The sequence below is a fragment of the Fictibacillus sp. KU28468 genome (genome assembly GCF_026153615.1).
Lineage (GTDB): Bacteria > Bacillota > Bacilli > Bacillales > Fictibacillaceae > Fictibacillus_C > Fictibacillus_C marinisediminis.
The window spans coordinates 3,470,021-3,496,050 of sequence record NZ_CP110666.1 but is presented as its reverse complement, the minus strand read 5'-3'; the positions used below and the strand labels follow the sequence as shown (position 1 = coordinate 3,496,050).

Annotated in this window: 28 protein-coding genes and 1 pseudogene; 15 read left to right on the top strand and 14 right to left on the bottom strand. The window is 42.5% G+C overall.

Annotated features, from left to right (window positions below; translation table 11 throughout):
* The first annotated feature begins 24 nt into the window (after positions 1-24).
* From ytzI to OKX00_RS18325, 5 genes are all read left to right on the top strand, one after another.
* Positions 25-192, top strand: a complete 168-nt coding sequence (ytzI, locus tag OKX00_RS18345; protein ID WP_256226579.1) for a YtzI protein — start codon at positions 25-27, stop codon at positions 190-192.
* Between the two features lie 153 nt (positions 193-345).
* Positions 346-1,266 (top strand): DNA-3-methyladenine glycosylase family protein, encoded by a 921-nt coding sequence (locus OKX00_RS18340; protein ID WP_265408349.1) that lies wholly within the window; start codon positions 346-348, stop codon positions 1,264-1,266.
* A 30-nt stretch (positions 1,267-1,296) separates the two neighbouring features.
* On the top strand, positions 1,297-1,713 hold the full coding sequence (locus tag OKX00_RS18335; RefSeq protein ID WP_053355450.1) for a CBS domain-containing protein: 417 nt from the start codon (positions 1,297-1,299) through the stop codon (positions 1,711-1,713).
* A 5-nt stretch (positions 1,714-1,718) separates the two neighbouring features.
* Positions 1,719-2,282, top strand: coding sequence for a GNAT family N-acetyltransferase (locus tag OKX00_RS18330; protein ID WP_265408348.1), 564 nt, complete (start codon positions 1,719-1,721; stop codon positions 2,280-2,282).
* An 18-nt stretch (positions 2,283-2,300) separates the two neighbouring features.
* A complete protein-coding gene (locus OKX00_RS18325; protein WP_265408347.1) occupies positions 2,301-2,600 on the top strand; it encodes a hypothetical protein in 300 nt (99 codons plus the stop codon).
* 238 nt (positions 2,601-2,838) lie between these two features.
* Here OKX00_RS18325 and OKX00_RS18320 read toward each other — a convergent pair whose 3' ends face one another.
* The 5 genes from OKX00_RS18320 to OKX00_RS18300 form a co-directional block, all read right to left on the bottom strand.
* On the bottom strand, positions 2,839-4,029 hold the full coding sequence (locus OKX00_RS18320; protein ID WP_265408346.1) for a hypothetical protein: 1,191 nt from the start codon (positions 4,027-4,029) through the stop codon (positions 2,839-2,841).
* On the bottom strand, positions 4,026-5,252 hold the full coding sequence (locus OKX00_RS18315; protein WP_265408345.1) for a DUF58 domain-containing protein: 1,227 nt from the start codon (positions 5,250-5,252) through the stop codon (positions 4,026-4,028). The genes OKX00_RS18320 and OKX00_RS18315 overlap by 4 nt, the downstream gene beginning before the upstream one ends.
* Positions 5,249-6,169, bottom strand: a complete 921-nt coding sequence (locus tag OKX00_RS18310) for an AAA family ATPase (protein ID WP_053358348.1) — start codon at positions 6,167-6,169, stop codon at positions 5,249-5,251. The genes OKX00_RS18315 and OKX00_RS18310 overlap by 4 nt, the downstream gene beginning before the upstream one ends.
* A gap of 138 nt (positions 6,170-6,307) precedes the next feature.
* Positions 6,308-7,111 carry an undecaprenyl-diphosphate phosphatase gene (gene bacA / locus OKX00_RS18305; RefSeq protein WP_053355447.1) on the bottom strand — a complete coding sequence of 268 codons (804 nt, stop codon included), beginning with the start codon at positions 7,109-7,111 and terminating at the stop codon, positions 6,308-6,310.
* 375 nt (positions 7,112-7,486) lie between these two features.
* On the bottom strand, positions 7,487-8,377 hold the full coding sequence (locus OKX00_RS18300) for a peptidoglycan-binding protein (protein ID WP_265408344.1): 891 nt from the start codon (positions 8,375-8,377) through the stop codon (positions 7,487-7,489).
* Positions 8,378-8,669: 292 nt separating this feature from the next.
* Between OKX00_RS18300 and OKX00_RS18295 the strand changes: the two genes are divergently transcribed.
* Positions 8,670-9,620: an aldo/keto reductase family protein gene (locus OKX00_RS18295; RefSeq protein ID WP_265408343.1), complete on the top strand. Its 951-nt coding sequence runs from the start codon at positions 8,670-8,672 to the stop codon at positions 9,618-9,620.
* Positions 9,621-9,697: 77 nt separating this feature from the next.
* Here OKX00_RS18295 and OKX00_RS18290 read toward each other — a convergent pair whose 3' ends face one another.
* On the bottom strand, positions 9,698-9,850 hold the full coding sequence (locus OKX00_RS18290) for an aspartyl-phosphate phosphatase Spo0E family protein (RefSeq protein WP_231689152.1): 153 nt from the start codon (positions 9,848-9,850) through the stop codon (positions 9,698-9,700).
* Positions 9,851-10,101: 251 nt separating this feature from the next.
* Here OKX00_RS18290 and OKX00_RS18285 point away from each other — a divergent pair, with 251 nt between their 5' ends.
* Positions 10,102-11,769: an SWIM zinc finger family protein gene (locus OKX00_RS18285; protein WP_265408342.1), complete on the top strand. Its 1,668-nt coding sequence runs from the start codon at positions 10,102-10,104 to the stop codon at positions 11,767-11,769.
* Positions 11,762-14,539, top strand: a complete 2,778-nt coding sequence (locus OKX00_RS18280; RefSeq protein ID WP_265408341.1) for a DEAD/DEAH box helicase — start codon at positions 11,762-11,764, stop codon at positions 14,537-14,539. Before OKX00_RS18285 ends, OKX00_RS18280 begins: the two co-directional genes overlap by 8 nt.
* A gap of 44 nt (positions 14,540-14,583) precedes the next feature.
* Here the strand turns inward: OKX00_RS18280 and OKX00_RS18275 are convergent, their stop codons facing one another.
* The 4 genes from OKX00_RS18275 to sigY form a co-directional block, all read right to left on the bottom strand.
* On the bottom strand, positions 14,584-14,943 hold the full coding sequence (locus OKX00_RS18275) for a group I truncated hemoglobin (protein ID WP_416054259.1): 360 nt from the start codon (positions 14,941-14,943) through the stop codon (positions 14,584-14,586).
* A 62-nt stretch (positions 14,944-15,005) separates the two neighbouring features.
* Positions 15,006-15,212, bottom strand: coding sequence for a sigmaY antisigma factor component (locus tag OKX00_RS18270; RefSeq protein WP_265408340.1), 207 nt, complete (start codon positions 15,210-15,212; stop codon positions 15,006-15,008).
* Positions 15,202-15,528, bottom strand: a complete 327-nt coding sequence (locus OKX00_RS18265; protein ID WP_265408339.1) for a YxlC family protein — start codon at positions 15,526-15,528, stop codon at positions 15,202-15,204. The genes OKX00_RS18270 and OKX00_RS18265 overlap by 11 nt, the downstream gene beginning before the upstream one ends.
* Entirely contained in the window at positions 15,500-16,045 is a 546-nt protein-coding gene (gene sigY / locus OKX00_RS18260) for an RNA polymerase sigma factor SigY (protein ID WP_062236382.1), read from the bottom strand. The genes OKX00_RS18265 and sigY overlap by 29 nt, the downstream gene beginning before the upstream one ends.
* Positions 16,046-16,232: 187 nt before the next feature.
* Here sigY and OKX00_RS18255 point away from each other — a divergent pair, with 187 nt between their 5' ends.
* Together OKX00_RS18255 and OKX00_RS18250 are read left to right on the top strand one after the other, a co-directional pair.
* Positions 16,233-17,003 (top strand): SDR family NAD(P)-dependent oxidoreductase, encoded by a 771-nt coding sequence (locus OKX00_RS18255; protein ID WP_265408338.1) that lies wholly within the window; start codon positions 16,233-16,235, stop codon positions 17,001-17,003.
* 156 nt (positions 17,004-17,159) lie between these two features.
* On the top strand, positions 17,160-17,438 hold the full coding sequence (locus OKX00_RS18250; RefSeq protein WP_053355437.1) for an HU family DNA-binding protein: 279 nt from the start codon (positions 17,160-17,162) through the stop codon (positions 17,436-17,438).
* Between the two features lie 48 nt (positions 17,439-17,486).
* Here the strand turns inward: OKX00_RS18250 and OKX00_RS18245 are convergent.
* Both OKX00_RS18245 and OKX00_RS18240 read right to left on the bottom strand, forming a co-directional pair.
* A pseudogene (locus OKX00_RS18245) lies at positions 17,487-17,714 on the bottom strand (IS3 family transposase); the annotation flags it as partial.
* Complete coding sequence (locus tag OKX00_RS18240) at positions 17,683-17,808, bottom strand: helix-turn-helix domain-containing protein (RefSeq protein ID WP_265410585.1); 126 nt, start codon at positions 17,806-17,808, stop codon at positions 17,683-17,685. The gene OKX00_RS18240 and the pseudogene OKX00_RS18245, both read right to left, overlap by 32 nt.
* A 452-nt stretch (positions 17,809-18,260) precedes the next feature.
* On the opposite strand from OKX00_RS18240, the gene OKX00_RS18235 reads away from it, so the two are divergent.
* Both OKX00_RS18235 and OKX00_RS18230 read left to right on the top strand, forming a co-directional pair.
* Entirely contained in the window at positions 18,261-20,111 is a 1,851-nt protein-coding gene (locus tag OKX00_RS18235; protein ID WP_265408337.1) for a PAS domain-containing sensor histidine kinase, read from the top strand.
* Between the two features lie 47 nt (positions 20,112-20,158).
* Positions 20,159-20,434, top strand: coding sequence for a hypothetical protein (locus OKX00_RS18230; RefSeq protein ID WP_053355435.1), 276 nt, complete (start codon positions 20,159-20,161; stop codon positions 20,432-20,434).
* A gap of 399 nt (positions 20,435-20,833) precedes the next feature.
* Here the strand turns inward: OKX00_RS18230 and OKX00_RS18225 are convergent, their stop codons facing one another.
* Positions 20,834-22,210, bottom strand: coding sequence for an FAD-binding oxidoreductase (locus OKX00_RS18225; RefSeq protein WP_265408336.1), 1,377 nt, complete (start codon positions 22,208-22,210; stop codon positions 20,834-20,836).
* A 130-nt stretch (positions 22,211-22,340) separates the two neighbouring features.
* On the opposite strand from OKX00_RS18225, the gene OKX00_RS18220 reads away from it, so the two are divergent.
* The gene (locus OKX00_RS18220; protein WP_265408335.1) at positions 22,341-22,853 is read left to right on the top strand and encodes a BsuPI-related putative proteinase inhibitor; all 513 of its coding nucleotides are present in this window, start codon (positions 22,341-22,343) and stop codon (positions 22,851-22,853) included.
* Positions 22,854-23,120: 267 nt separating this feature from the next.
* Entirely contained in the window at positions 23,121-25,280 is a 2,160-nt protein-coding gene (locus tag OKX00_RS18215) for an ATP-dependent Clp protease ATP-binding subunit (RefSeq protein ID WP_265408334.1), read from the top strand.
* A gap of 60 nt (positions 25,281-25,340) precedes the next feature.
* Here the strand turns inward: OKX00_RS18215 and OKX00_RS23405 are convergent, their stop codons facing one another.
* Entirely contained in the window at positions 25,341-25,397 is a 57-nt protein-coding gene (locus OKX00_RS23405) for a hypothetical protein (protein ID WP_416054351.1), read from the bottom strand.
* 358 nt (positions 25,398-25,755) lie between these two features.
* On the opposite strand from OKX00_RS23405, the gene OKX00_RS18210 reads away from it, so the two are divergent.
* On the top strand, positions 25,756-26,022 hold the full coding sequence (locus OKX00_RS18210) for a hypothetical protein (protein WP_265408333.1): 267 nt from the start codon (positions 25,756-25,758) through the stop codon (positions 26,020-26,022).
* The last annotated feature ends 8 nt before the right edge of the window (positions 26,023-26,030 follow it).

Sequence of the window (26,030 nt, the reverse complement as noted above, 5' to 3'; positions counted from 1 at the left end):
ATAATAAATAAAGGAGCTGTACACGTGTCGACTCTTCTTATTTCAATTGTTATGTCTGTCATCATCATTTTGTTCATCCTTGTTATTTTTGTTGTTGCGATATCAAAGGGATATTCCTATAAACATACGGTGGACAGCCTGGAGGAAAATCCGCACCTGCAAGGAAAAAAGGAAAAATCGCGCGATGCATAAAGCTGGCAGCCCATGCCGGCTTTTTTTATTTTTCAGGCAAGGCTCATAAATTTAGACTGGAAAGTTTGAGGATGAGAGGGGATAATAAAGATGATGAGAGCGCATACATCGTTATGTGTTTTTTTACAAACTATGAAGTAAAAAGGAGAAAATATGTTAAAAGTAATTAGGCCTGCCTCACCCTTTGATTTCTCTAAGATGCTTCGGCGGGTGAGCAGTGCAGGAAAAAATAATATCGTGCATGTGGACATGGACAATCAAACCTATAAAAGAATGATTCACCTTAGAAATAAACCGATACTTATTCAGGTAAAAGCAGCGGGCAGCATCGACAATCCGGAGCTTATGCTGGAGCACCCCGATGGGCTTTCCGCAAGGGAGCAGGATGAGCTGGCTGTTATGGTAAAACGCATGTTTTCCACGGAGATTGATATTAAACAATTCTATAGCCAATTTTCGGACCATAGACAGATTACGCCGCTCATCTCGGACTTTTTCGGTGTGCGTCTTGTTACCGATCCCGACCTTTTTGAATCCATGGTTAAGATTATAATTGGCCAGCAGGTGAATCTAACGTTTGCCGGTGTCTTGATCGACCGTTTGATTGTTCTTGCCGGTGAACACATTGAACATGAAGGAGAAATGTTCTCCGTTTTTCCAACTCCGGAAAAAGTGGCTTCACTGAATGTTGAACAGCTGAGGGAGCTCCAGTTCAGTCAGAGGAAAGCGGAGTATATTATAGATTTTTCAAGGTTGATCACTTCTGGAGCATTAGATACTGATTCCCTTTGGTCCATGACAGATGAAGAAGTAATGAATACGCTGCTGCCCATCAGGGGAATTGGCCGCTGGACGATTGAATGTCTCCTTATTTTTGCAATGGGGCGTACCAATGTTCTTCCGGCAGCTGATATCGGTTTAAGAAATGGTGTGCGTAAAGCATGGGATCTTGACTATCAGCCGACTGAAGAGGATGTAAGAAAGCTGGCTGAAGACTGGGCGCCATGGAACACTTACATTACGTATTATCTTTGGGAAAGCCTAGCGGTTGAACCCTTGATAAAAGAAAGATAAGAATGCGAATAGAACGAGGAGGAAGGTACTGTGAACATTGCTTTTTTTCTTTTGCCTAAAGAAGAAGTGGCTTTTTTAAAGTCTACCTCAACAATCAGGCAGGCACTTGAAAAACTGGAACATCATCGATATACGGCTGTTCCTGTGCTGGATGAAAAAGGAAGGTATTCTGAAACACTGACAGAAGGCGATTTGCTTTGGACGATTAAAAATACGCCAGGGCTGACGTTTGAAACGAGCCATCGTTTTTCCATCTCCGGCATCCAAAAAGACCGGGTCATCAAGTCCGTCTATATTAATGCTGAGATGGAAGATCTCTTGTCTTTAATTGCCACCCAAAACTTTGTTCCTGTGGTGGATGATCAGGGAGTATTTATCGGCATTGTCCGCAGGAGTGACATTATTGAATACTGCTCCAATCAGCTGTTTGCCATAAAGGGGACTTAAAAAGAATGGAAGAGATCTACTCTGAGTTTCCGCAATTAGAAACAAAGCGTTTTATTCTTCGAAACATTGAAGAAGAGGATGCAGCCGACCTGCATGAAGTATATTCTGATCCTGAGGTTGTAAAATTTTGGGGTACTGCTCCGTTTACTTCTATAGAGCAAACCAAATCCTTAATTTGTGACTTTCAAAAAGGTTATAGGGATCAGATGACGATCCGCTGGGGAATTGCGGAAAGGGAAGGAAAGCGGCTTATCGGAACATGCGGATACCATAACTGGGCAAAAAAGAAGTTCAGGACAGAAATAGGATATGAAATACGAAAAAGCAAATGGCGCAAAGGTGTGATGAAAGAAGTACTCGGCTCCATACTTCCTTTCGCCTTTCAACACATGAAACTAAACCGGATTGGAGCCCTTATTCATCCCGACAACCATGGCTCTGCGATACTTGTATCAAAATTTGGTTTTCACGAAGAAGGGTGCCTCAGAGACTATCAATGTGTTGATGGTGAATTTCAAGATTTAGTGATGTACAGTTTGCTCAAAAAAGACATATTAACTCAAACATAGCATGGATGGAGTTAGGCGTTGAGCCTAGCTTTTTTTTATTTAACAGAGAATACTGCCTGGCAGTGGTATAACGAAATGTATGGGGAGTTTCTCATTCAAATATTCAATGAGTGGGTGGAGCATGATGTAGGCTCGGTATATGTCATGAACTTTGAATGGGCACTGGCTTTGTGGATTGGAATCCCTTTATCCATTTGTATTTTTTCAGAGAAGTGCGGTCAGGCAGCAGCAATGGAACACACAGGTGAGTTGTTTGCCTGTGATCGTTTTGTCTATCCTGAATATGGGTTAGGAAATATTAAAGAGGGCTTAGTATAAATAGATTTTGGTTTCATGAGCAAGGATTAAATTATCTATGTGCATCTTATCTCAACTATTTCAAGCACATTGATCCCTCTATGAAAAGGATGAAACAGCTGCTGCAGGATGGTATGCCTGCTTCGTATATTATGATGGATCCAGGAGGTGAACACGGCCAGCTATTCATTAGCAAAAACATCACACTCAGAACCGTTTCTGAATGTGATGTTTTTTTATTCTATTCGAGGGGGAAACATCAGGTCCTTTCTTCTCTATTCCGTTTCTTGAACTCTCCTGTAAGGCTTCGTGTTTCTTTTTTAAAGAAATCCAGCTCGTCCGAATCAAGTGAAAGGCCTCCATACCGGACCTTATTATAAGACGTTGATACGATCTCAATCCCTGTTATCGGCAGATCGAGACGATGCAGCCATTCAGTAACGGATTCGTCATAGGCACGGCCGCCCCCTAGTTTTGTCATGCGTTTTTCAAATTGGATATAAACTTTTCTCGCCTCATCGGCCGGTGTTTTCCAAAAACGGCGCCGTTTAAGAGCAGGCTTTTCGCCGGGCATAATGGGCTGAATACTTTGTGAGGATATCGTCTGACCCAATGTTGATAGAATCCTTCTTCTGAAATAGATTAAGAGGGCGAGCAGGATGACTGCACAGATGATCCACAATATCCATTGGTTGTGAAAAGGTGATACGTGAGGCAGTCCTTTCACTTTTTTGCTTCCTTTAAATGATCCAGCAAAGGCTTCAGCTCTCCTTTTGCCGCCATCAGAAATGGGAAGAAGGCTGTAAAGAAAGAATAGAGGTTTGCTTAAAATCGTAAATACAGCATAGAGTAGTAGACCCATCAAATTTTTGAACAAGAAGGAAAAGAAGGGGAAAGCAAGGTATGCAGCAACTGCTGAAGATAGCAGAACCGATAACGATAATATTCCTTGCTTTGTGCTCTGAAAACAAGGTTTCCCATCATTCAAATTTCGATGATAGCTTTTAAGCAGGATAAGATAGGCAAGCTGTACTGTCGGAATGAGGAGCAAAGCCTCAGGAATGTTCGGAAAGAAAATATACTGAAAGAATGCCAGTACAAAAGAGACAAGCCAGATCACTTCCATGTCTTGCTTAATGGGATCAGACCAGTTAGCCCATGCTCGCCAGGCTAAGATCCCTGCGAGAAGGAAAGAAAAGGCGGCGCCAAACCCAAAAAGATAAGCAATTCCAAAAGCAATAGGGCTGAGAAGGATGATTTTACCCACGGTCATCTTTTTCGAAAAGGTAAAAAGCAAAACAAATGGCAAGCAGCCAAGAATATAAAGAGCAAAAAACTTTAAAAAAAGGATAAGACTGAAAGGCAGCAGGCTGATTACGATTAAATAAAGAAGCAGACTGTCAAACGAGTAATTAAGAGAAAAGGTGAGAAGCATCCTTTTGTTTTTCATGAGATGGCTCTCCTTGCAGACCATTTTGAAAGATAAGCCCCTTCTTCTTGTTCTATAATCCGATAGACAGGGCTCCCGTGCTTCTGCCACTTTTGAAAGTACAGCTCTTGCCTGTCATCTTCATCAAGGCTGCCTGCCAGTATAACCACAGGAACCGTGCTTGAAATTTCGCGGTCTGATTTTGCAAGCAGCTCAATGAGGGGAAAGGTTACACTTGAAACACTGATACGGGCAAGTGTTTCGAGTACTTTTAACAGATGAGCACGGTCCTCTCCTTTTTCCACTTTAAGAAAACCAACAGCACCGGGAACACGGATATTCATAAAGATTTCATACGGAATACCGGCTGAAGAAGCATGCTGGCACATAAAGGTTAAATAACTGAGCTGGTTTTCCATTGTCTCACTCTGAAAAGGGGAGGTCCCATAGGAGGATGACCCAACATTGACGATAAAAGCCCATTTGTATTCTGTTGTTTTCTCTACAATTTTCGTCTTGAGTGAAGCTGAAGCTGCTGTTGCTTTCCAATGGATCCTGTTATAAGGATCACTCCTTTCATAGTCTCTTACACCTGCAGGAGAAGCCGGATCTTCAAACAATGACCGTGAAAAAGGATGGAAACCTTGGCCGAACTGCAGCAGCGGCTTGATACCAATCACTGGGAGAGGGGCAGGAAATACTATCACTTCCGTTCGGTAGATGGGATCAAAGGCCAGGAGGAGGAGACCATATCCCATGACATTCCGGATGCTGAGTTCAATACGGTTCAGCTTCACGGCCCCCCGTTTTTTTCCTGTAACTATAAGCTCCTGCTCCAGCCGTGACTTTTTAGGGACAGCAAATTGCCACTCATAATCCTTTTGCTTTAAATTTTTCTTTTCATGTGTCAGTACTGCGTTATCAACATCAATGGCATCGGAAGCGGTAAAGGTCATCGTTCCACGGATCTGCGGCCAGCTGCCTTCATAGGAAAGGGTAAGAGGCAGGCTGTCTGTATCGCCCGGAAAAAGCCGGATGCTCCTTCGCGGGTTTTGAAAAACAAGTTGATCAGCAGCAGACCGGAAATAAAGCCTGCTGAGATAGTATACGGCTCCGAATAAGCATGCAAGCGCTAATACAGCAGGTGATTTTTTATAAAAACTGATGGCAGCTAAAACTCCGCCGGCACTTAACGAGGCCTGAAGAAGCTTGGGTACGGCAAGCTCTTTCCGCCAGACACTCATGACCCAGCACCTGACTCGACCGGGACTTCAACGGATTTCAAGATCTCCTGAATGACCTGATGCTTTGTTTTTCTCAGCGTTCCTTCAAGCGAGAGGACCAGACGGTGGGAAAGAACATAAGGGGCCATCAGTTTTATGTCATCCGGTGTGACGTACATCCGTCCATGAATCAGAGCATGGCCCTGAGATGCACGCATAAAGGCAAGCGTTCCCCGCGGGCTGACGCCAGCTTCAGCAAATCCTGATTCTCTTGTCGCATGAACAATGGACAGCAAATAGTTCTCAACATCGTCCGATAGTTCCACTTCCTTTACCATGTCTTGCATTCTATGTAAATCCTCCAGAGAGAAGACGGCTTCAAGCAGATCGAGAGGTTCCTGCTTTCGATACAGAGAGATCATCCTCTTTTCTTCTTCAAATGAAGGGTATCCGGTCTGTATTTGAATGAAAAAACGGTCAAGCTGTGCTTCCGGAAGGGGAAAGGTACCTTGAGATTCAATCGGATTCTGGGTAGCGATGACAATAAAAGGAGAGGGAAGCTTGGTTGTTTCCCCTTCAATGGTAACTTGCTTCTCCTCCATTATTTCAAGCAGGCTGGACTGTGCCCTTGGTGTAGCTCTGTTAATCTCATCAGCCAGCAGTATGTTCGTCATGACCGGTCCGACGCGAAGCTCGAAATCCTGTTCTTTCGGGTTGAAAAATTTAATCCCAGTTATATCACTGGGAAGGACATCAGCCGTAAACTGAATCCGTCTGAATCCGCCGCTGATGGACTTGGCCACACTTTTAGCCAGCACCGTCTTCCCGGTGCCTGGCACGTCTTCTAAAAGAATATGTCCTTTATTAATAAGTGCAATCATAATCAAGTCGACAATTTTTTCTTTTCCGACTAATACTGACGCTATATTACGTTTCATGCGTTCTGTTTGCTGAAGGATATCCAATTTTATTTCCACCTTTATTTTCCATTTTTCTAATATATTCTACAAAAACGGTGAAAAACCTCCAATAAAAAAAGACGGCGAAAAACGCCATCTTTTATCTGAAATTGAAAATTAAAGCCAAATGATCGCAGCTAAAACTGCGGCAAGTATAAAACGATAATAGGCAAATGGAGTAAGTTTTACTTTTGCAATCAAGCGGATAAAGAACAGAATAGCAACGACCGCGACAATAAAGGCCGTGATGAATCCTGCTGCAAAGAATGGAAGATCAGCTCCGCTAAGAACATCCCAGCTTTTATACAGATCAAGACCGCTTGCAGCAATCATAATTGGGACTGCAAGAATAAATGTGAAATCTGCAGCTGTTCTGTGGCTTAAGCCGAGCAGCACACCGCCAGAAATGGTCGCGCCCGAACGGGAGAAGCCCGGCCAAAGTGCAAGACATTGAAACAGCCCAATGATAAATGCTTGTTTATACGTAATTTGATCAAGGGTAGCTGCCGTAATTTTCTTCTTCTTCTTTTCCGCATAAATCATCAGCAGACCGCCGACAATTAAGCTGAATACAACCGTACTTGTAGAGAATAAATATTTTTTTACAGCATCATGAGCGAGAAGCCCGATCACAACAGCCGGCAGCATGCCCGCAAAAATGTGGAGTAAATTCAAATGGCCTTTTTGGCCGTTTTCTGTCTCCACCTTGCCTACACCGAGAAGGCTCCACAGTCTTTTCCAATATAGAACCACAACAGCTAGGATGGAACCGAGCTGTATAACAATTTCAAACGTTTTCGCTTTGTCCCCTGTAAACCCGAGAAAATGCCCGGTAATAATTAAATGTCCGGTGGAGGAAACAGGTAGAAACTCTGTTAATCCTTCTACCATTCCCATAATAATCGCAATCCAAAGAAACATACATTCACCAGCCTGTTCACTAATTAGTCAAATACTGTACCTATTATAAAAGATATTTGCCGAAAAACATATAAAGATATTGTGACAACACTGAAATGCTGAAGCGGCTGTTCAGAGACGATAAGCACTGGAGGGCTTTGGCATAAAACGCTTTTTGTTTTCTGACAAAGACCGAAGTGATCGAGTCTCTAGCCGCTGAAGCTGGACACCGATAAAGAAAACACAATTTGCGTCTTTTGCAAACTGATGTTGCACTTATGCCCTGCGGGTAAATGCTGAAACGGCTGTCGAGAGAATAATCCGCACTAACAACGTTCGCAGCCCAAACAAAAAAAGAGACGGCACATGTCCGCCTCTTTTCTTAAAATGCAAAGATTATTTATCCAGGATGGTAACTTTAACGTTCTTGCGTCCCCATTCGGTTGCTTTTTGTTTAGAAGAATAGAAGACATCGATTCTGTTTCCTTGAATGGCGCCGCCTTTGTCAGCAGCTACTGCATAGCCATAGCCTTCTACATACACTTGTGAGTTTAACGGAATAACATCCGGGTCAACAGCGATGACTTTTACGTTTGGATTCGCTTTAAGATTTGTACCGTTTGCTGTTACGCCGCTGCATCCATCGCAATCAGCGGTGTAAGCTGTTGCTTCAACAGATACTGTTTTTCCTTGTTTCTGATCAGTAGAAGCAGCCTTTACTGGTGCTGAGGCTTTTTGTGCTGGAGCAGAAGATTCAACTTCAGTTTTGACGCGGACGCCATTTTCACCATAAAGAGCTTTAATGGTTTGAGGACCCGTTAATCCGTCAACAGTGATGCCTTTTGCTTTTTGGAAAGCTTTTACTGCATTCACAGTAACCGGACCATAAATGCCATCCACAGTATAGTTATAGAATCCTTGGTCTTTTAATTCACTTTGCAATCCTGAAACTGCATATCCTTTATTGCCTTGCTTTAGTATATTTGATTTTCCTAAAGAGGACTGAAGAAGTGCCTCAGCAGTTCTTTTTCCTGCTATTCCATCTACTTTTAATCCGTTTCTCTTTTGGAAATCTTTCACGGAAGCCGCTGTAATATCTCCATAAAAACCTGTTGTTTCAGTGTAATGAAAATATCCCTTATCCTTGAGTTTTTGCTGCAATTGATGCACGTCATTATCCCACATGCCCTGTTTTAATGTATGGTCCCCTAACGCGGCTTCCCCTACTAGTGGAGAACTCATCATTACTCCAGCGATCGCTCCTGTTGCAATTACTTTTTTAATCATATGTAGTACCTCCTCAAGTACGAAAAGTTTTAGTTAAAAAGGATATGTTTTCCTTCATAGCCAATTGCAATTGTACAGGGTGTGTATGACAGGCAGGTTAGAGTAAGGTAACAAAACGATTACATAATTATTTCGAAATAGTTCTATATCCCTCCAACCATTGAATTATTTACCTGATGAACTCATGGCATGACTGGGGTGTGAGGTTTTACTTGCTGTAATTCTTTATAATTTTCAGAAAACTGTTAAACTTGTATCGTACCTATTTATTGAAGGAAAGGTGGAATTTTTCATGGAATATCGCCGACTTGGAAAAACTGGATTGAAGGTAAGCGAGATTTCACTCGGCAGCTGGCTGACAACGGCTGGCTATGTGGAGAAAGAAAACGCGGAGGCTAGCATAAATAAAGCGTTTGACCTCGGCATTAACTTTTTCGACACCGCCAACGTCTATATGCGCGGAGAAGCTGAGAAAGTAGTGGGAGGGGTATTGAAAGATTACCAGAGAGATTCCTATGTTCTCGCAACAAAAGCCTTTTGGCCGATGGGAGAAGGTCCGAACGATAGAGGGCTTTCCCGCAAACATGTCATCGAGCAGTGCAATGCCAGTCTGCAGCGGCTCGGTCTGGATTATGTTGATATCTTCTATTGTCACCGTTATGACAAAGAAACGCCGCTCGAAGAAACATTGCGGGCCATCGATGATCTGATCAGGCATGGAAAGGTTTTGTATGCGGGAGTAAGTGAATGGACTGCAGAACAAATTTCTGAAGCGGTCCACTTTGCGGACAAAAAATTATTGGATCGAATTGTTGTCAGTCAGCCTCAATATAATATGTTTGAACGCTATATTGAAAAAGAAGTGATCCCTGTCAGCGAGAAACACGGAATCGGCCAAGTCGTATGGTCACCGTTGGCACAGGGGGTGCTAACAGGTAAGTACAAAATAGGAGAAGAAGCTCCGAAGGGAAGCCGCGCAGCAGATGAGAACAGTAGAAAGGCTATATCCCGCCATCTGACAGACGAGAAGCTTCAGAAAGTAGAACAGTTAAAAGGGGTAGCGGCAGAAACCGGTATCTCTGTTGCACAGCTTGCCCTTGCCTGGATCTTACGGCAGGAGAATGTTTCAAGCGCGATCGTAGGAGCGAGCTCTCCGGATCAGCTGGAGGAAACCGTGAAGGCCTCCGGCATTAAACTTTCCTCTGAGACTCTCGAGAATATTGAGAACATTCTTCAAAATTAATAGAATTCAAAAACGGCGGGGGACTTCCCCGCCGTTTTCTGCGTTATGCAGTTTTACGTTCTGTGTTATTGCGCTGGTTATTGCTCGATATACTGTTTTGGGCGACCCTTCATTCGGGAAAGGAGATTCAGCAAATGATCTAGTTCCTGGCTGCATTTCACGGTGACTTCTGCTGTCAATCCGTAGGTTTTCCCAAGACAAAGCAAAACTTCGCGCTTTTTTTCAATCATTTGTAATAACATCTTTCATTCACGACTTTCATGAGGGATTTTGTCACAAAAACTAGTATGAAGCAAAACCTAAATTTAGAAAAGAGATTTGATAAAAGTAGTCAAAATATTACAAAAAATAGTGTTGAATTATCTGTAATAATGGGCAATATAGTCCATTATTTTTTTGTTGTTGAAGGAATGAAGCACAACATTGAATGGAACCTCCTTAATTTTGATATAATGGATGGTACTATATTACGGAGGCTCACATGTTAAGTAAGCAGATTCCTAAAGACGTTGTTCTGGAACTTGGAAAAGACGTGTTGTTTCATTTTAGTGGAGAAGTGATACAAGAAGGCTATGCGCTTTACCAAAAAGGCGCTGTATACAATATTAATGTGGATAACAAGACTGTAACAGGAAGTGTTTCTGAAGAGAGTGGATATGCGGTAAGTCTTGATCTTGAGCATTTTTCAGAGAGCAGCTGTTCATGCTTCAGCTCAGAGCCATGTGCTCATAAGCTGGCTGTGTTTTTTCAGCTGTATGCCTCTTTTGGACCTCCCTATCAGCTTATATTGGAATGGAAAAGCAAGAGAGGAAAACAAAAGAATGAACAGCAGGAAGCCATGATTTCTTCAGCTGATCAGCAAGAGAGCAGCACAAAGAATGCTGAACCAAAAACGAGAAAACGGGTGATTCAAAACATACTTTCTGTTGATGAATGGAAAAAGAACTTTAATCAGCGCTTTGAAGACTTTGAAAAGAATAAGATGCAGAATCTGACCTTTAAAGAGCTGGAAAGGGGAGAAGGCTATACCTTCACCCACATCCATAAGGAGTTTTATCCAGGTCTATTGAATGCTGCCAGTTTTATGGATGATGACATAGGAAAGCTGTATCGGTTTCATGCACAGCTTGAGACCTTCCTAAGGCTTACGGAATATGAAAAGCAATATGGGGTGCCCGATTATTTAGCTGCACATTTTAAACTTAATCTCAGCCAGCTGGTCGATGGGATGTTCAAAACGGCTATGGAGATTCAGGCAGAAAGGCTTAAGTCGGAACATCTGGATTTAATTGAACAAAGTTTAAAAGAATTCCAGAATATATTTAAGCTTTCCGCCCGTTATTTTGATATTATTTTTCGTGTCTTTCAAGTAGGCTGGGCGACCATTTACCATGTGGACCAATGGGTAGTAGCTTATGAAAAGCAGCTTCTGGAGGAAAAGGAAAAGGGTTCCCGGGCTCAGTTTCTGGATATGGCGCTCGTTCACTTTGCCTTTTTGAGGGATGACCTTACAGAAGCTTATCAGCGGATGGAAAAAACAGAGCAGTTTTCTTCCCGTCATGCCTTAATATGGCTTGAGCTGCTTTTTCATTGGGAAAAGTGGGAGTCTTTACTGAAATGGCTGCTCGCCTTGAAGCCGGAATTTTACCGGAAGACGCAGGATTATTACCGGGATACGTCTGTTCGGGAACAGTTTCACCAATATATTGAATACTTTTGGAAATATGCACAGTACACGGGGGAGGAAAAGGAGTATGAACAGATGCTCGTTGACTGCCTTCCGGTAACTTTTTATGAATACAATGAATTTTTGCACGTCCAGCAGGATTTTAAGCGCTGGGTCGAGCTTCAGATCTTAATGGGGTATTCGCCTTCCTTGATTAATGGTACGGATTTAAAAGAAGTGGAGCAGCTGGATATGGAAGTGCTTCTTCCGCTGTACCACCAGTCCGTTGACCGGCTCATCAGGGAGAAAAACCGCAAATCCTATAAGCTGGCCATCCGTTTCTTGAAAAAGCTTCAGTCAATCTATAAAAAGCTGGACCGAGACGTGCAGTTTGATGATTATATTGAAAAGCTGGCTACCCAGTATGCCAGACTCCGCGCTTTTCAGGAAGAGCTAAGGAAAGGAAAATTCATACATGATTGATGTGACCGCCATTGTACTTCATGCCAGATGGCTGAACGACAACAGAATGGTGTTCTGGGGAGAGCAGAAAGGGCGCAGACTCCATGTGGATGACTGGATGCCCATGCTGTTTGCCTGGCATAAAAAATCTTATTATGGAACGTTTATCGAACGAGATGATGAGCAATATGTTTATGTGTCTGCTGTTGATGCGTTTCGTCTGTTCACAGGGCATCCGCGTTTTTTCCTGAAACAGGACAATTGGAGCGCAGAGGCTCAAGACATGATCACTCACGCCCGGGAGCTGGATGTATCACTGCAGGAACACCGAGTAAAACCCAGTTTTGAATCCTGGAAAAAAGGTGAATGGAAATGGGAGATAGAAGCCACCGGGAAAGAACTGTCCCATTGGCTGAACACGGCGATCGATGAACTCGCTCTTGAAGAACCAGAAAGATTGGATGCGGATCCTGCCTTTTTCGACCGGTTTCCGTTTCAACATCTTCTCGAAAAAAATACACTTTATGAAAATCTGTCAGAGGAATCATGGCTCGTTAAACTGGGTTGGAAAAAAGATGAAAAGCCGTTCGATGTCCTTCTTGAGCTTCAGGAACCTGAAGAAGATGATCGATATTGGAAACTGGATGTGCTGCTGGAGGATAAGGAGAGCAGCATCCACTTTGACTGGACAGGGGCAGCGGAAGATCTTCCGGAAGAATGGCAGCCCTTTACGCACCGAATAGCAGAAGATCTTTCTTTTGCCGGTACACTTGTATCTTTTCTTCAAAAGAAGGATGGTTCTTTTAAAACGAAGCTGACGGAAAATGAAGCATGGGATTTTTTAAATGAGAAGAGTCAATGGCTGGAAGAAGGGGGATTTAAAATCCTTCTTCCTTCATGGTGGGAAGCGCTGAAAGATCTTCAGCCGGACCTGAAAGCGAAAGTGAAAAGTTCATCTGGCGGATACGCTCCGTCATTTTTAGGGCTGGATTCCATCGTGCAGTTCGACTGGAAAGTTTCCACAGGCGACATCGAATTGAGCGAAGAGGAGTTCCTGAAGCTCGTTGACAGCCGCAGGCGCCTAGTGAAAATTAAAGGGAAATGGTTCAAGCTCGATCCTGCTTTTATCCGTGAGGTCAGACAGGTTATGAAGAGTGTGAACCGCAAAGGCCTTCAGCTGAAGGATATTTTGGAACAGCACCTCATGCAGCCCGTGAAAGACGGCAATGAAGAAGAGCCTTCCTTGCTGCGATATGTCAATATTGAGCTGAACACAGACCTTGCCAAAATGGTCGAACAGCTGTCTGAAGTGAAAGAGATCCCGATTCAGCCTACGGCCCCAGGCTTTCAGGGAAGTCTTCGGGACTACCAAAAAACAGGGAGCTCCTGGCTTCAATTTTTAAGAAAGTTCGGTCTTGGAGGATGTCTGGCGGATGACATGGGACTTGGGAAAACAATCCAGACCATCGATTACCTGCTTCAAACAAGAAAAGATAATGAAGAGGGGGGATTTCCTGCACTTCTAATCTGTCCGACTTCTGTCATTGGAAACTGGCAGAAAGAACTGCAGCATTTTTCACCTGATTTAAACGTGTTCCTTCATTATGGATCTTCAAGGATAAGAGGAGAGCCATTTATCAAGTCGATTCAGGGGGCGGATGTTGTATTAACCTCGTATACGACCGCACAGCTGGATGAAGAAGATTTTCAGCATGTCTTGTGGGATGCGATCATTTTAGATGAAGCTCAGAATATAAAGAACAGTTTTACAAAACAATCAAGGAGCATCCGCCGTTTATCGGGAAGGCATAAAATTGCGCTGACCGGCACACCAGTAGAGAACCGGCTGCTTGAGCTTTGGGCCATATTTGATTTTCTTAATCCCGGTTACCTGGGAAGTGAAGCCGCCTTTCGAAAACGGTTCGTCCTTCCTGTTGAAAGAGAGCACGATAACAGCCGGCTGAAACAGCTGCAGAGCCTCGTTCAGCCTTTCTTATTGAGAAGGACCAAACAGGACCCGCACGTACAGCTGAACCTTCCGGAGAAACAGGAGATTAAAGAGTATGTCCATCTAACGGCAGAGCAGGCATCCTTATACGAACGGATGATTCAGGATACGTTTCAGCAGCTTGAGCAAGAGGGCGGCATGAAGCGAAGAGGGCTGATTTTAGCTTTATTAGGCAAGCTGAAGCAGGTTTGTGACCATCCGGTTCTATATCTGAAGGAAGAAAAGAAGAACAGGCTCGAGGAGCGATCGAATAAATTTTCGAAGCTGGTGGAACTCTTGGAAGCCATAAGAGAAAAGGGCGAAAGGTGTTTGATCTTTACGCAGTTTTTATTTATGGGCAATCTGATTCAGGACTATATCGCGAACCGCTGGAACGAAGATGTGCTCTTTTTGCACGGAGGAGTGCCTAAGGCTAAACGCGATGAAATGATTGAAAAGTTTCAGGATGGAAAACACAGTGTGTTCGTGCTGTCCTTGAAAGCTGGGGGGACAGGGTTAAATCTTACAGAAGCAAACCATGTGATTCATTTTGACCGCTGGTGGAACCCAGCTGTAGAAAACCAGGCGACAGACCGTGCCCACCGAATCGGGCAAAAACGGTTTGTGACCGTTCATAAGATGATCACGCTCGGTACGCTTGAAGAGCGGATTGATGAAATGCTTGAAAGCAAAAAAGAGCTTAGCGAAAAAGTCATCACGAGTGAAAACTGGATTACAGAGCTTTCTACTCAGGAACTCAGAGAGCTTTTTGTCCTGCGGAAGGAATGGGTAGAAAAAGAGTAAAAAAAGAGGAGCAGACTCAGGATTGAGCTGCTCCTCTTTTTTTATTATTTATAAAGTATGTCATCTCTTAGTGTATTGACGTGATCAACTGCTGTTTCAATATCTTGTTCGGGCACGTTAAACTCCTGAAGCGCTTCTTTTAAGTGAAGAACAATGGCGTCGAAATGCTCAGGCTGGAGATTCATGCCTTCATGTACCTTTGCCATCGACTTTCCGGAATACTGAGCGGGTCCGCCCAAAGCGAAACTCAAGAACTTGGTTTGATGTTTCCTCTGTTTTTCCATATCGATATTTTCGAAAAAATAATTTACACTCGAATCGGCCAAAACTTTATCATAAAAACGGTCAACCACTTTTCCTATGGAGTCTTTGCCACCCAATTTTTCGTAAAGTGATGTCTGCAATGATATCTCCTCCTTATGTTACCATTTTCCCACAAGAGGACAGACATAAACGCTAAGGAGATTTATGGTTTGGACCTGAACACTTTTCTTGCGAATATGAGGTAAAAGAGGAGAGGGAACGGACATTGGATCAATCCCCATAAAGACCAGAACCAATAACGGTAGCCGCGTTTCCTTCCGTCCAGAAACAGCCATGTGCTCTGGCAAAGAAGAATGATGACAACGAGAATTAGTGTCCAAAGCGGCTGGCTGTGTATGTTATGTGTCATTCCATTCACCTTCTTTTCTATGATGTTTATAAAGAAACAGAATAGCACCAATCAGTACGGGAGCCTGAAGGATGACGAAAACAGAAGGGAGCCGAATAAGCATAGCTGCCACGCAGAACAGAACTGCAGCAGCTATCACTCCAAACAGGGCAAGCTCTTTAGCGAGCTGTCTTTTATTTCTGCTGGTTTCCTCAGCTACCATTTGTTCAAAAAAGGCAAGGTCTGGCACGATGACTTCTTCATATTTTTCAATCTGTGAGAGGCTTTCCTTTAGCTTATCTTCAAGGTTATTTGCTGAGTCTGGATTCTCCTTCACTTTCAGCTAACTCCTTTCTAATGAATCTTAACCCGGTATGAACCCGAGATTTAACCGTTCCGGCGGGAATATTCAGCATGTTCCCGATCTCGTCGTACGTATAACCGTAATAATGCTTTAGGATTAAGGGGGTTCTTGTTTCTTCGTTTAAAAGGCTTACGGCATCTAGCACTTCATTCCATTCTTCATTGATGAAAGCGGCTTTCCATTTCAGGTTTCGGGATGCCTGTTCGCGCTCCTGGTACTTCTGCTCGGTTTTCTTGCGTCTGAACTGGTCGATGTATAGATGGGATGCGATGGAAATGAGCCAGGAAGAAAATTTAGACTTTCCCTCGTATAACCCAATCTTTTGAATGCATTTAAGCATGGTCTCCTGTACAAGGTCTTCTGCTGTTGAACGGTTCATCGTTATTTTCAGTACATAATGAAACAAAATAGAATAATTTTGCTGCAGCAAGAGAGAAAGAGAATGCTGGTCGCCCTTTTTTGCTTTTTTGACCAAATCTTTTTCTTCCATCTTTACGGTGTCCTCCTTGCGACCTGATTCATGAATCAATAGTAATACGTTTTGTGAAGGTAAATCGTTCGTTCTGTTAAAAAATATCTCTTATTAATGGATAAAAGAGGGATCCTTTGTTACGTTAGAAATATTCTGTTATCTGGCGAGTCTTTTTACATTAAATTAACTGAGAGGAAGATTGATCATGTATTTACCGTCTTTTTCGTTGGAAGGAAAAACAGCATTGATCACTGGAGCAGGGCGGGGAATCGGCAGGGCACTGGCCATTGGTTTTGCTGAAGCTGGAGCGGATGTTGTACTGATCTCCCGAACTCGATCAGATCTTGATGAAGTTGCCGGCTCTATCGAAAAACTTGGGAGAAAGGCATATGCCTTTACAGTAGATGTGACAGTAAAGGAAGAAATTCAATCATTATATGATTCTCTTACATCACGCCAAATTCCTGTAAATATTCTAGTCAATAATGCCGGTATGAATATTAGAAGCAAAGCGCTGGAAGTTTCTGAAGAGGAATGGGAGAAAATCATGAACACCAACCTTCGTTCAGCCTTCTATGTTTCCCAGGAAGCCGCTAAACTTATGAAATCTCAAGGGAACGGGCGAATCATCAACATTTCCTCTGTAGCAGGGCATGTTGCGTTAAGAACGGGAGTAGTATATGCTTCGGCGAAAGCGGCGATGATCCAAATGACGAAAAACCTTGCACTGGAATGGGGCCGTTACGGAATCAATGTGAACTCAATTGGTCCCTGGTATTTCAGAACACCGTTAACAGCAGAACTTCTTGCAGATGAAAACTATTTGAATGACATTCTATCCCGTACTCCACTGAACAGAGTCGGAGAACTGGCCGAATTAGTCGGTCCTGCCGTTTTCCTGTCTTCTGACGCTGGTTCCTATTGTACAGGACAAACTCTTTTTGTAGACGGCGGAATGACCGTGTATGGATTCTAGGGAGACAATCTAAGTGTTAAGAGAAAGATCCCGGCCTTGTATACCGGGATCTTTTCATGTCCGAAAATATGCAGGGCAGATGTATAAAAAGTGAGAAAGCGTTAATAATGGTAGCAAATGCAATATATTAAATTACTTTTTAGGAGGATTTTTTTCATGAGAAAACAAGACTTAGTTGACGCAGTAAAATCTGCAACAAACATGAATAAAAAAGAGTCAACCCTTGCGGTGGAAGCTGTTCTTGAATCGATTACCAATGCATTAAGGCAGGGTGAGAGCGTCCAGCTGATTGGATTTGGAACCTTTGAAACTCGCAACCGCAACGCCCGTAAAGGGCGCAACCCTCTAACAGGGGAAGAAATCATGATTGCCGCAAGCAGTGTACCTGCATTTAAACCAGGAAAATCACTGAAAGAAGCCGTTAAAGCAGTATAAAATAAAAAGCCCCGGGTCTGAAGTGACCCCGAAAAGTTAGAGTTTTTATTATGCAGTTAATTGGCTGGTGTGTATCCGGTATTGAACGGGACTCATACCGGCCAATTTTTGTTTAATTCGCTTGTTATTATAATAATTGATATATTCTTTGATTCGCTTCTTTAAATCTTCAAACGAGCATCGTCGGTGACCATGATACATTTCTTGTTTTAATAGGCCAAAGAAGTTCTCCATAGGTGAGTTATCAATGCAGTTTCCTTTTCGTGACATACTCTGAACCCAGAGCTTCAGCACCACCTTCATTAAAAGCTTTTTTCCATGAAGCGATCATCGGAGAATTTGTTATCCCAAAATGAAGGGCTGTTTCCATTTCTGAAAAACCTGTTCTTTTCATAAAGCTTAGTACATCCAGCTTAAATTGAACAGAATAATTCCTCCTGTGAAGTTTCTTCCTTAAACCTTCCATTCCAAACTTTTCGTAAAGTTTGACCCATCTCTTAATCGGTGTACTGTCTGCCATGCCATGCTTCCTAGCCAGTGTGATTTATCCAAAATGCCCTGCCTGATATTCCTTTACTACCATCAACTTAAATTGTTCGCTATATTTAGCCATAAACAAACACCCCAAAAGTTAAGTTTTTACTCTAACTTTTGGGGTGCAATATAGTCACGGGGCTTTTTTTAATGAACAAAGTTTTTCCCATGCCTATTATTGTCTCTATTTGTCGGTAAATTCTTGAAGGAAAACCTTACCCCATTATCTAATATAAAAGGGATTGAGACACAATACGACAGAATGATAGTTGAGGGTGTGGACTGAAAATGATGCTGACCAAAGATGAACTTCTTCCGAGACTTGGTGTTTTCAAAAAATTAATTGATGTTTTGCCTGAATTTATATGCTTGAAAAATAGAGAAGGCCATTGGATAGAGGCTAATGAATTTGCACTTCAGGTATGTGGAGTGGACCGCTGTACGTATAAAGGAAAAGCTCTTGATGAACAGAACTCCTGGTGTAATGCAGGGATAATCGAGCGGTCAAAGGAAACAGACAAGAAGGCTTGGGAAACAGGACATCCGATAAAAATTCAAGAAGAAGTGCAGCAAAAAGACGGATCGTATATTTATCTTGAATTAATCAAACAAGCTACTTTTGACGAAGAAGGGAATCCTTTGTTTTTGTTTGTGACAGGAAGGGACATCACCCAGCATAAAGAAAAGGAAGAAGAGCTGAGTGTCGCGCTCGAACTTTTGGAATCTGTACTCGAGGGCACGACTGACGCCATTTTAATTGTCGATACAAAAGAAAATCTGATCAAGGTCAATCATGCCTTTGAGAATATGTTCGGCTGGGAAGAGCATGACCTTCTATCCGATGAAATCAATTCGCACATTATCATACCGGATGAATTCAAAGCGGAATCTAAAAGTATTATGGGCCTTCTTGCCGAAGGAAGTACGGTTCCTTCCTTTGAAACCCAGAGAGTCCGGCGTGATGGATTAAGGATTGATGTATCCATATCGTTTTCTGCTATCCGCAACATGCAGGGCAGAGTCATCGGTTTCTGTTTGATTTACCGGGATATTTCAGCACAAAAAAAGGCAGAGCGGGCTCTCCGTGAGAGTGAGGCGAAGTACCGTGTCATTGCCGAGCATTCTAAAGATTTAATCGCCGTAGCCAATCCCAATGGGGAACTGATCTATAGTTCACCTTCCCATGAAGCCATCCTCGGATTCTCTAGTAACTTAAATGAAATAAACAGAATTCTTTTTTCAAGGATTCATCCGGATGATTGGGAATTTCTTAGAGCTGCCTTTGCGAAGGCCAAAATGAAAAAAAAACCTTTTACATTTGAATGTCGCCTGATGCATCAAAATGGAGATTGGCTGGTCATGGAGACTAATGCGGTTCCGGTACTTAACGAATGGAACGAGATAGAAAGCTTCGTAACGATCGCTCGGGATATTACAGCAACGAAGGAAACTGAGGAATTGATAAGAAAGTCGGAGAAGCTTTCTGTTCTGGGGGAGCTGGCGGCAGGAGTCGCCCATGAAATACGGAACCCCCTTACATCCTTGATCGGCTTTGCCCAGCTTTTAAAGGAAACAGATGAAGAGATGAAAACCAAATATGTTGCAATTATGCTGACGGAATTAAAACGAATTAATGACATTGTCGGGGAGCTTATGCTAGTGGCAAAGCCGCAAGCCGTCCACTTCGAATACAGTTCATTAGAAGATATGCTTCAATCTGTGATTCGCCTTCTGGACACACAAGCCATTATTAAAAACATACAGATTCAATTAAAAGTGGATAAAGATATTCCTTCTATTTATTGTGTGGAAAATCAGTTGAAGCAGTTATTTATCAATCTGTTAAAAAATTCCATTGAAGCCATGGATCAAGGAGGAATCATCACGCTTGCTGTCATAAAGAAAAAAGGAAGTGTAGTGATTAAGATTGAAGACCAGGGTTCGGGCATACCGAAAAACAGGCTTGGAAAATTAGGAGAACCTTTTTATACGACGAAGGAAAAGGGAACAGGGCTTGGTCTGATGGTATGCTATAAAATTGTAAAAGAACATTACGGTAACATTTCTTTTGAGAGTGAAAAGAATAAAGGAACAACTGTTCAAGTGAAATTGCCCATCTATCCATTTTCAGTCGTTTAGAAATAGGCACCCGGGACATACTTATTCTAAAAAGGCAGGATGATGAGATGTCCCCCTACCGAATTTTTTTCGTATACAGGATGAATGATCTTCGCTATCTGCATGTACACGGGATGGATATGGTAAATAAAAAGCTGTTTACTGTTCTGTTGTACTCACCGGATGATTCCATTGATCTTACTCTGAATACAGAGCATTTGCCGCAGGAACTTCTGGAGACGCTGTCCAAGGAAAAGGAAAACATAGATGGAGGCAGCTACGATCTGGCACATTGGCAGCCGATGCAGTGGAATCAAGATTTAAATGCATTAAAAACGAACTAGACCAGCTCAAATAGAGCTGGTTTTTTTTATAGATGTGTAATGTCTAGCCCCACGCGCTTCGGCTTTTCCAACTAATCACTGGTGCCGGATTGGATGATATGGGTCTTTACCTTTACCGATAGGGGAACATCAGGATATTAAGGGACATTATTCTGTTCATGTTTTAAATAGTGAAAATCACTTGTTCCCATTTTCTGCTAAACAGCTTGTATTATACCCTAAAAAAAGAACCCTCTCAGATGAGAGGGTTCTTTACGTACTATCTTCTTCTTTTCATAAACAGAACGATAAGGATGACTACGAGTACAAGGATGATTAGAGTTTTCATGGATTAGTCCTTTCTAAGGTAAGTTTGTACTTTATTATTACCCTGTCCGCATTCTCCTTAATCTGCTGTTTTTAAAATAAAACCTTCCCCGGATTTAAAATATGGCGGGGGTCGAACTGTTCTTTGATCATTTTCATCAATGGCAGGGTGTCGGCATGCTCCTGCTGCAAATATTTCATCTTGCCGATTCCGATTCCATGTTCACCGGTACAGCTTCCTCTTTTAGAAAGGGCATACTCGACAATCATCTCATTAATACGATTGGCTTTTTGTGTTTCTTCTTCGCTGCTCTTATCAAACATGAGAATAGAATGGAAATTCCCATCACCGACATGTCCGAGAACTCCGCCGTGCAGACCTTCCCTTTCTATCAGTTCACGGGCGTAAACCACAGCGCCTGTTAATTCAGATAAGGGCACACACACATCTGTCAGCATCATCTCTCTTCCAGGAAACCCATGCTTAAATGCATAGGCAAGGTGATGTCTTGCTTCCCAAAGCTTTGCCTTCTTTATAGAATCTGTTTCGAATATCAGATCTTCAGAACCGTTAGCTGACAACAGTTCTTCAGCAAAGGCGACATCCTGCTGCATACCGGATGGGTTACCATGAAACTCCAGGAAAAGAGTGGGCTTTTCGGGATAGGAGGTTTCACTGTGCTGATTGACCTGCCTGATGGAATATTCATCAACAAGCTCTACACGGGCTAGTGAGTTTCCTGAGGAAAGAAGAGATATTGCGCCATCTACCGCCGCTTTAACACTAGGGAAAACCGCTCTTCCAGCAACAGTAGCCTCAGGAATGCCATAGACTTTGAGTGTAAGTTCAGTAAATACACCTAACGTGCCTTCCGAACCGACAAAAAGACTTGTCAAATGATACCCGGATGATGATTTTGCGGCGAGCCCGCCTGTATGGATAATCGAGCCGTCTGAAAGGACGACTTCCAGATCTCTGACTTGAGGCCGCATGATTCCATACCGCACGCTAGTCGTACCGCTCGCATTCGTTGCTGCCATCCCGCCTAACGTAGCATCTGCTCCTGGGTCAACAGGGAAAAACAAACCGTACTTTTTTAATGCCTGATTCAATTGTGTACGTGTTACCCCCGGCTGCACCCTGACTAGGAAATCCTCTTCACGCACTTCCAAGATCTTGTTCATGTTCTGGAAATTAATAGAGATGCCGCCCTGCAGTGGAATGCAGTGACCTTCAAGACTTGAACCTGCTCCAAAAGGAACAACAGGAATCTGGTGTTCGCTGGCGTATTGTAATATAGAAGAAACTTCGGAAGCTGAATCAGGAAAAACCACCACTTCCGGAAGTACAGGTGAATGATGGGACTCATCTTTGCTGTGCTGCTGAAGGATCGTCTCGTTGCTTGTTGCACGTTTTTCATCGGTAAGTTTTTTCATTTCTATAAGCAAATCTTCATGTAGTACTGGCATGTAAAAATCCTCCCTTGGGTGTATGTTAATAATCTCTCTTAAGGGTACTTATAGATGTAGACATAAAAATCCTTTTTTTATTCTGGTAAAATAACAAAAATCAGCCAAGACTATGTGTGAGGTGATGACATTGAAAAACTGGCTGCTTATATTGGGGTTTATCATCGTTTTAGCCGGATGCGGCACAACGGAAAAGAATGAGGCTAAGAAGGGAGAACCAGTCATGGGAGACGGAAACAAACAGGAACAGAAAAAAGACGATCCTGAAAGAAACAATGGCGGAGGAATTGTTGCAGGCGCCATCGAGCCTAAACTTTCGATTCTCGAGCAAAAAGCTGGGAGAGCGCTATTGCGCTATGAACTGAAAAATCAGACAGAGCAAGTCAAAATATTTGAATTCACAAGCGGTAAGAAATTTGACTACATTGTGAAAAATAAAGAGGGCAAAAAAGTTTATCAATACTCAGATGACCATATGTTTACTCAAGCTCTTTCGAAGATCACTTTAAAACAAGGAGAAACCTATACACAGGACATCATAGTCAAAAATTTGCCAGCCGGAACATATACGATTGAAATCTGGCTCACGGCAATAGATGAGGATAACGATTACAGACAGAAGCAAACATTTGAGATTAAATAGTGAAGAGCCCGCTCATGAAGCGGGATTTTTTATTGGGTTGTGGTCTCCGCTTCATAAAAAAAACAGATCATTTGATTTTCGGGAACAAGAAGTGTAAGGTACTAGAAACCAAAGATAATGTTACACACTTAAAATAAGCAAATATAAATTATTTGAGCAAAAACCTTGAAAGTCAAAGAAGGTCAAAGTATAATAAATCCATAAGGTCAAAGATAGTCAAAGTTAGACAAGACAAATGACCTATTACAATGAAGGAGGAAATGCTTTATGCGATGTGAACAATGTAAAGTGAATCCTGCGACTATTCATATGAATGTTTCTTTTAATCAACACAAACAACAATTAACGCTTTGTACAGATTGCTACCATAAAGTAACACAATCCATGAACACTGCAGGAGGTATGAATCCAATGAATCAATTCTCATCCTTTGACGAATTCTTTAAACAAATGATGAGCAGCGGAATGAATTCAGGTATTTCCAGCGAGCAGCAGTCTCCTAAGACCCAGCAGGGTGGAGGAGGAGGATTCCTGGATCAATTCGGGCGCAATATCAGCCATGCTGCGAAAGCAGGCTTGGTCGACCCAGTGATCGGCAGGGAAGAAGAAATCAGCCGTGTCATTGAAATCTTGAATCGCCGAAATAAAAACAACCCTGTCCTCATCGGGGAACCAGGGGTAGGTAAAACAGCCATTGCAGAAGGTCTTGCATTAAAAATTGCAGAAGGCTCTGTGCCGGCTAAACTTTTATCTAAAGAAGTCTACTTGCTGGATGTGGCATCTCTTGTTGCTGATACAGGAATCCGAGGCCAGTTTGAAGAACGGATGAAGCAGCTGATCGCTGAACTTCAAAAACGCAAGAACGTCATTCTTTTCATTGATGAAATTCATCAGATTGTCGGTGCCGGTTCTGCGGAAGGATCTATGGATGCGGGTAACATTCTAAAACCTGCTTTAGCACGAGGAGAGCTTCAAGTTGTTGGGGCAACCACGTTGAAAGAATACCGCAAAATTGAAAAGGATGCCGCTCTTGAACGCCGTTTTCAACCAGTAATCGTTAATGAACCCACGCCAGAAAAAGCGTATGAAATCTTAAAAGGACTTGCTCCAAAGTATGAACAATATCATGAAGTAAGCTTTTCTGATGATGTTCTAAAAGCATGTGTAAATCTTTCTCACCGCTATATTCAAGACCGATTCCTTCCAGATAAAGCAATCGATCTTATGGATGAGGCAGGTTCAAAAATCAATCTGCTGCACTCAGGAAGTGAAACTTCTTCTATTGAAGAAAGATTAGAAGAAATTTCCAACGAAAAAGAAAAAGCAGCATTGAGCGAAAATTATGAGCTTGCAGCCAAACTTCGCCAGGAAGAACTTCAGCTTCAGGAAAAACTGACCGAAAACGAAGCGAAAACGAAGGCAGAGGTTTCATTGGAAGATATTCAAAAAATCGTTGAACAGAAAACAGGAATCCCTGTAAGGAAGCTTCAAGCGGACGAACAGGCAAAAATGAAAGACCTTGCGAAAAACTTATCCCGAAAAGTCATCGGACAAAAAGAAGCGGTGGATAAAGTATCAAAAGCCATCCGCCGAAGCCGTGCAGGCCTTAAGGCCAAAAGCCGTCCAATTGGATCCTTCTTGTTTGTCGGACCGACTGGGGTAGGTAAAACAGAGCTTACGAAGTCGCTTGCAGAAGAACTGTTCGGTGATAAGGAAGCCATGATTCGCCTCGATATGAGTGAGTACATGGAAAAACATGCCGTGTCCAAGCTGATCGGTTCACCTCCAGGTTATGTGGGCCATGATGAAGCTGGACAGCTGACAGAACTGGTGCGCCGCAAGCCTTATAGCATCATCCTGCTCGATGAAATTGAAAAAGCCCATCCGGACGTCCAGCACATGTTCCTTCAAATTCTTGAAGACGGGCGTCTCACTGACAGCCAGGGCCGTACGGTAAGCTTTAAGGATACAGTCATTATCATGACGAGCAATGCCGGTTCTGGACTTAAACAAACGAAGAAATTAGGATTTACAAACGAGGTGGCTGAAGTTCAAAAAGAAACAAGCATTCTCGATGCGATCGGTTCTTACTTTAAGCCAGAATTCCTTAACCGTTTTGACAGTATTGTTCAATTTCAGTCACTTAAAGAAGAAGATCTTGTTCAAATCGTAGACCTTATGCTTACAGAATTGAAAGCAAACCTGGTTGAACAAGGCATCTCCATCAGTTTTACGAATGAGGCGAAAAAGAAAATTGCTGAACTGGGCTATCATCCATCGTTCGGGGCACGTCCTTTGCGCAGAGTGATTCAGGAGAAAGTGGAGGATGCTGTTGCAGACGTCCTTCTGGAGCAAGAAGAAAGTACAGAATTACGTGTTGATGTTCGTGAAAATGAATTAGTTGTAGTAAAAAGAGAAATAAAATAATACTAAAAAAGAGCCATGCGATGCCGCATGGCTTTTTTGTGTGAGATATGTGATGTAACCCTAATCGTTGTCCTTGGAGCGAATAATGGTCAGAACTAGCATTGAAAAACCAATCATTAACGACATTGCTTCGAATACTGTCATACCATTCCCTCCCCCTGATTATTTCGGGCTAGAACGTTGTATCAGGATAAGCAGCAACCCCTGTCTTATATATTCCTATTTTATCCCGATTGTCAATTTATAACAAGAATCGTTAAGACTATTTCAAATCTTTTCCAATAGTGCGATGGTACCAAGTTACCAAGCAAAATAGAATAAATATTCTCTAATTTGAAATTTAAAGGAAAATACATGCCGTTTTTACTATTTTTTATCCCGGTTGTATTGATGCTGTTTTTGCAGTGAAATAGTTAAAAACACCAGCCGGGTTTTCTGTTTCATCGTTTGCTACAATAATAGGGGAGGTTGGATTATGCGGAAATATAAGCTTGATGTGGTGGATGTAATTGAATTAAAAGAGCATTATATTGGAGAGACAAAAGAAGTAATGGTGGATACTGTCATCCTGAATGAGGATGGAAGCGAGTTTTTTCGCGGAATTACGGCAGTAAGATTTAACCGGCATGGAATATTTCCGCAGATTGACACCCTAAAGGGAATTTTTGAGGATAAAAACAGTTTTATGGACTTTGCGAGTTATTTAAAACGTTATATTAAACAGCAAGTGCGCTATTTGTAAGAAAGGGG

What these genes read in the sequence shown, in the direction of transcription:
- OKX00_RS18340 (WP_265408349.1), top strand. Translation starts at nt 346, where the DNA reads ATGTTAAAAGTAATTAGGCCTGCCTCACCCTTTGATTTCTCTAAGATG.
- OKX00_RS18330 (WP_265408348.1), top strand. Translation starts at nt 1,719, where the DNA reads ATGGAAGAGATCTACTCTGAGTTTCCGCAATTAGAAACAAAGCGTTTT.
- OKX00_RS18320 (WP_265408346.1), bottom strand. Translation starts at nt 4,029, where the DNA reads ATGAAAAACAAAAGGATGCTTCTCACCTTTTCTCTTAATTACTCGTTT.
- OKX00_RS18315 (WP_265408345.1), bottom strand. Translation starts at nt 5,252, where the DNA reads ATGAGTGTCTGGCGGAAAGAGCTTGCCGTACCCAAGCTTCTTCAGGCC.
- OKX00_RS18310 (WP_053358348.1), bottom strand. Translation starts at nt 6,169, where the DNA reads ATGAAACGTAATATAGCGTCAGTATTAGTCGGAAAAGAAAAAATTGTC.
- bacA (WP_053355447.1), bottom strand. Translation starts at nt 7,111, where the DNA reads ATGTTTCTTTGGATTGCGATTATTATGGGAATGGTAGAAGGATTAACA.
- OKX00_RS18300 (WP_265408344.1), bottom strand. Translation starts at nt 8,377, where the DNA reads ATGATTAAAAAAGTAATTGCAACAGGAGCGATCGCTGGAGTAATGATG.
- OKX00_RS18295 (WP_265408343.1), top strand. Translation starts at nt 8,670, where the DNA reads ATGGAATATCGCCGACTTGGAAAAACTGGATTGAAGGTAAGCGAGATT.
- OKX00_RS18290 (WP_231689152.1), bottom strand. Translation starts at nt 9,850, where the DNA reads ATGATTGAAAAAAAGCGCGAAGTTTTGCTTTGTCTTGGGAAAACCTAC.
- OKX00_RS18285 (WP_265408342.1), top strand. Translation starts at nt 10,102, where the DNA reads ATGTTAAGTAAGCAGATTCCTAAAGACGTTGTTCTGGAACTTGGAAAA.
- OKX00_RS18280 (WP_265408341.1), top strand. Translation starts at nt 11,762, where the DNA reads ATGATTGATGTGACCGCCATTGTACTTCATGCCAGATGGCTGAACGAC.
- OKX00_RS18270 (WP_265408340.1), bottom strand. Translation starts at nt 15,212, where the DNA reads ATGACACATAACATACACAGCCAGCCGCTTTGGACACTAATTCTCGTT.
- sigY (WP_062236382.1), bottom strand. Translation starts at nt 16,045, where the DNA reads ATGGAAGAAAAAGATTTGGTCAAAAAAGCAAAAAAGGGCGACCAGCAT.
- OKX00_RS18255 (WP_265408338.1), top strand. Translation starts at nt 16,233, where the DNA reads ATGTATTTACCGTCTTTTTCGTTGGAAGGAAAAACAGCATTGATCACT.
- OKX00_RS18250 (WP_053355437.1), top strand. Translation starts at nt 17,160, where the DNA reads ATGAGAAAACAAGACTTAGTTGACGCAGTAAAATCTGCAACAAACATG.
- OKX00_RS18240 (WP_265410585.1), bottom strand. Translation starts at nt 17,808, where the DNA reads ATGGAAACAGCCCTTCATTTTGGGATAACAAATTCTCCGATGATCGCT.
- OKX00_RS18235 (WP_265408337.1), top strand. Translation starts at nt 18,261, where the DNA reads ATGATGCTGACCAAAGATGAACTTCTTCCGAGACTTGGTGTTTTCAAA.
- OKX00_RS18230 (WP_053355435.1), top strand. Translation starts at nt 20,159, where the DNA reads ATGTCCCCCTACCGAATTTTTTTCGTATACAGGATGAATGATCTTCGC.
- OKX00_RS18225 (WP_265408336.1), bottom strand. Translation starts at nt 22,210, where the DNA reads ATGCCAGTACTACATGAAGATTTGCTTATAGAAATGAAAAAACTTACC.
- OKX00_RS18215 (WP_265408334.1), top strand. Translation starts at nt 23,121, where the DNA reads ATGCGATGTGAACAATGTAAAGTGAATCCTGCGACTATTCATATGAAT.
- OKX00_RS18210 (WP_265408333.1), top strand. Translation starts at nt 25,756, where the DNA reads ATGCGGAAATATAAGCTTGATGTGGTGGATGTAATTGAATTAAAAGAG.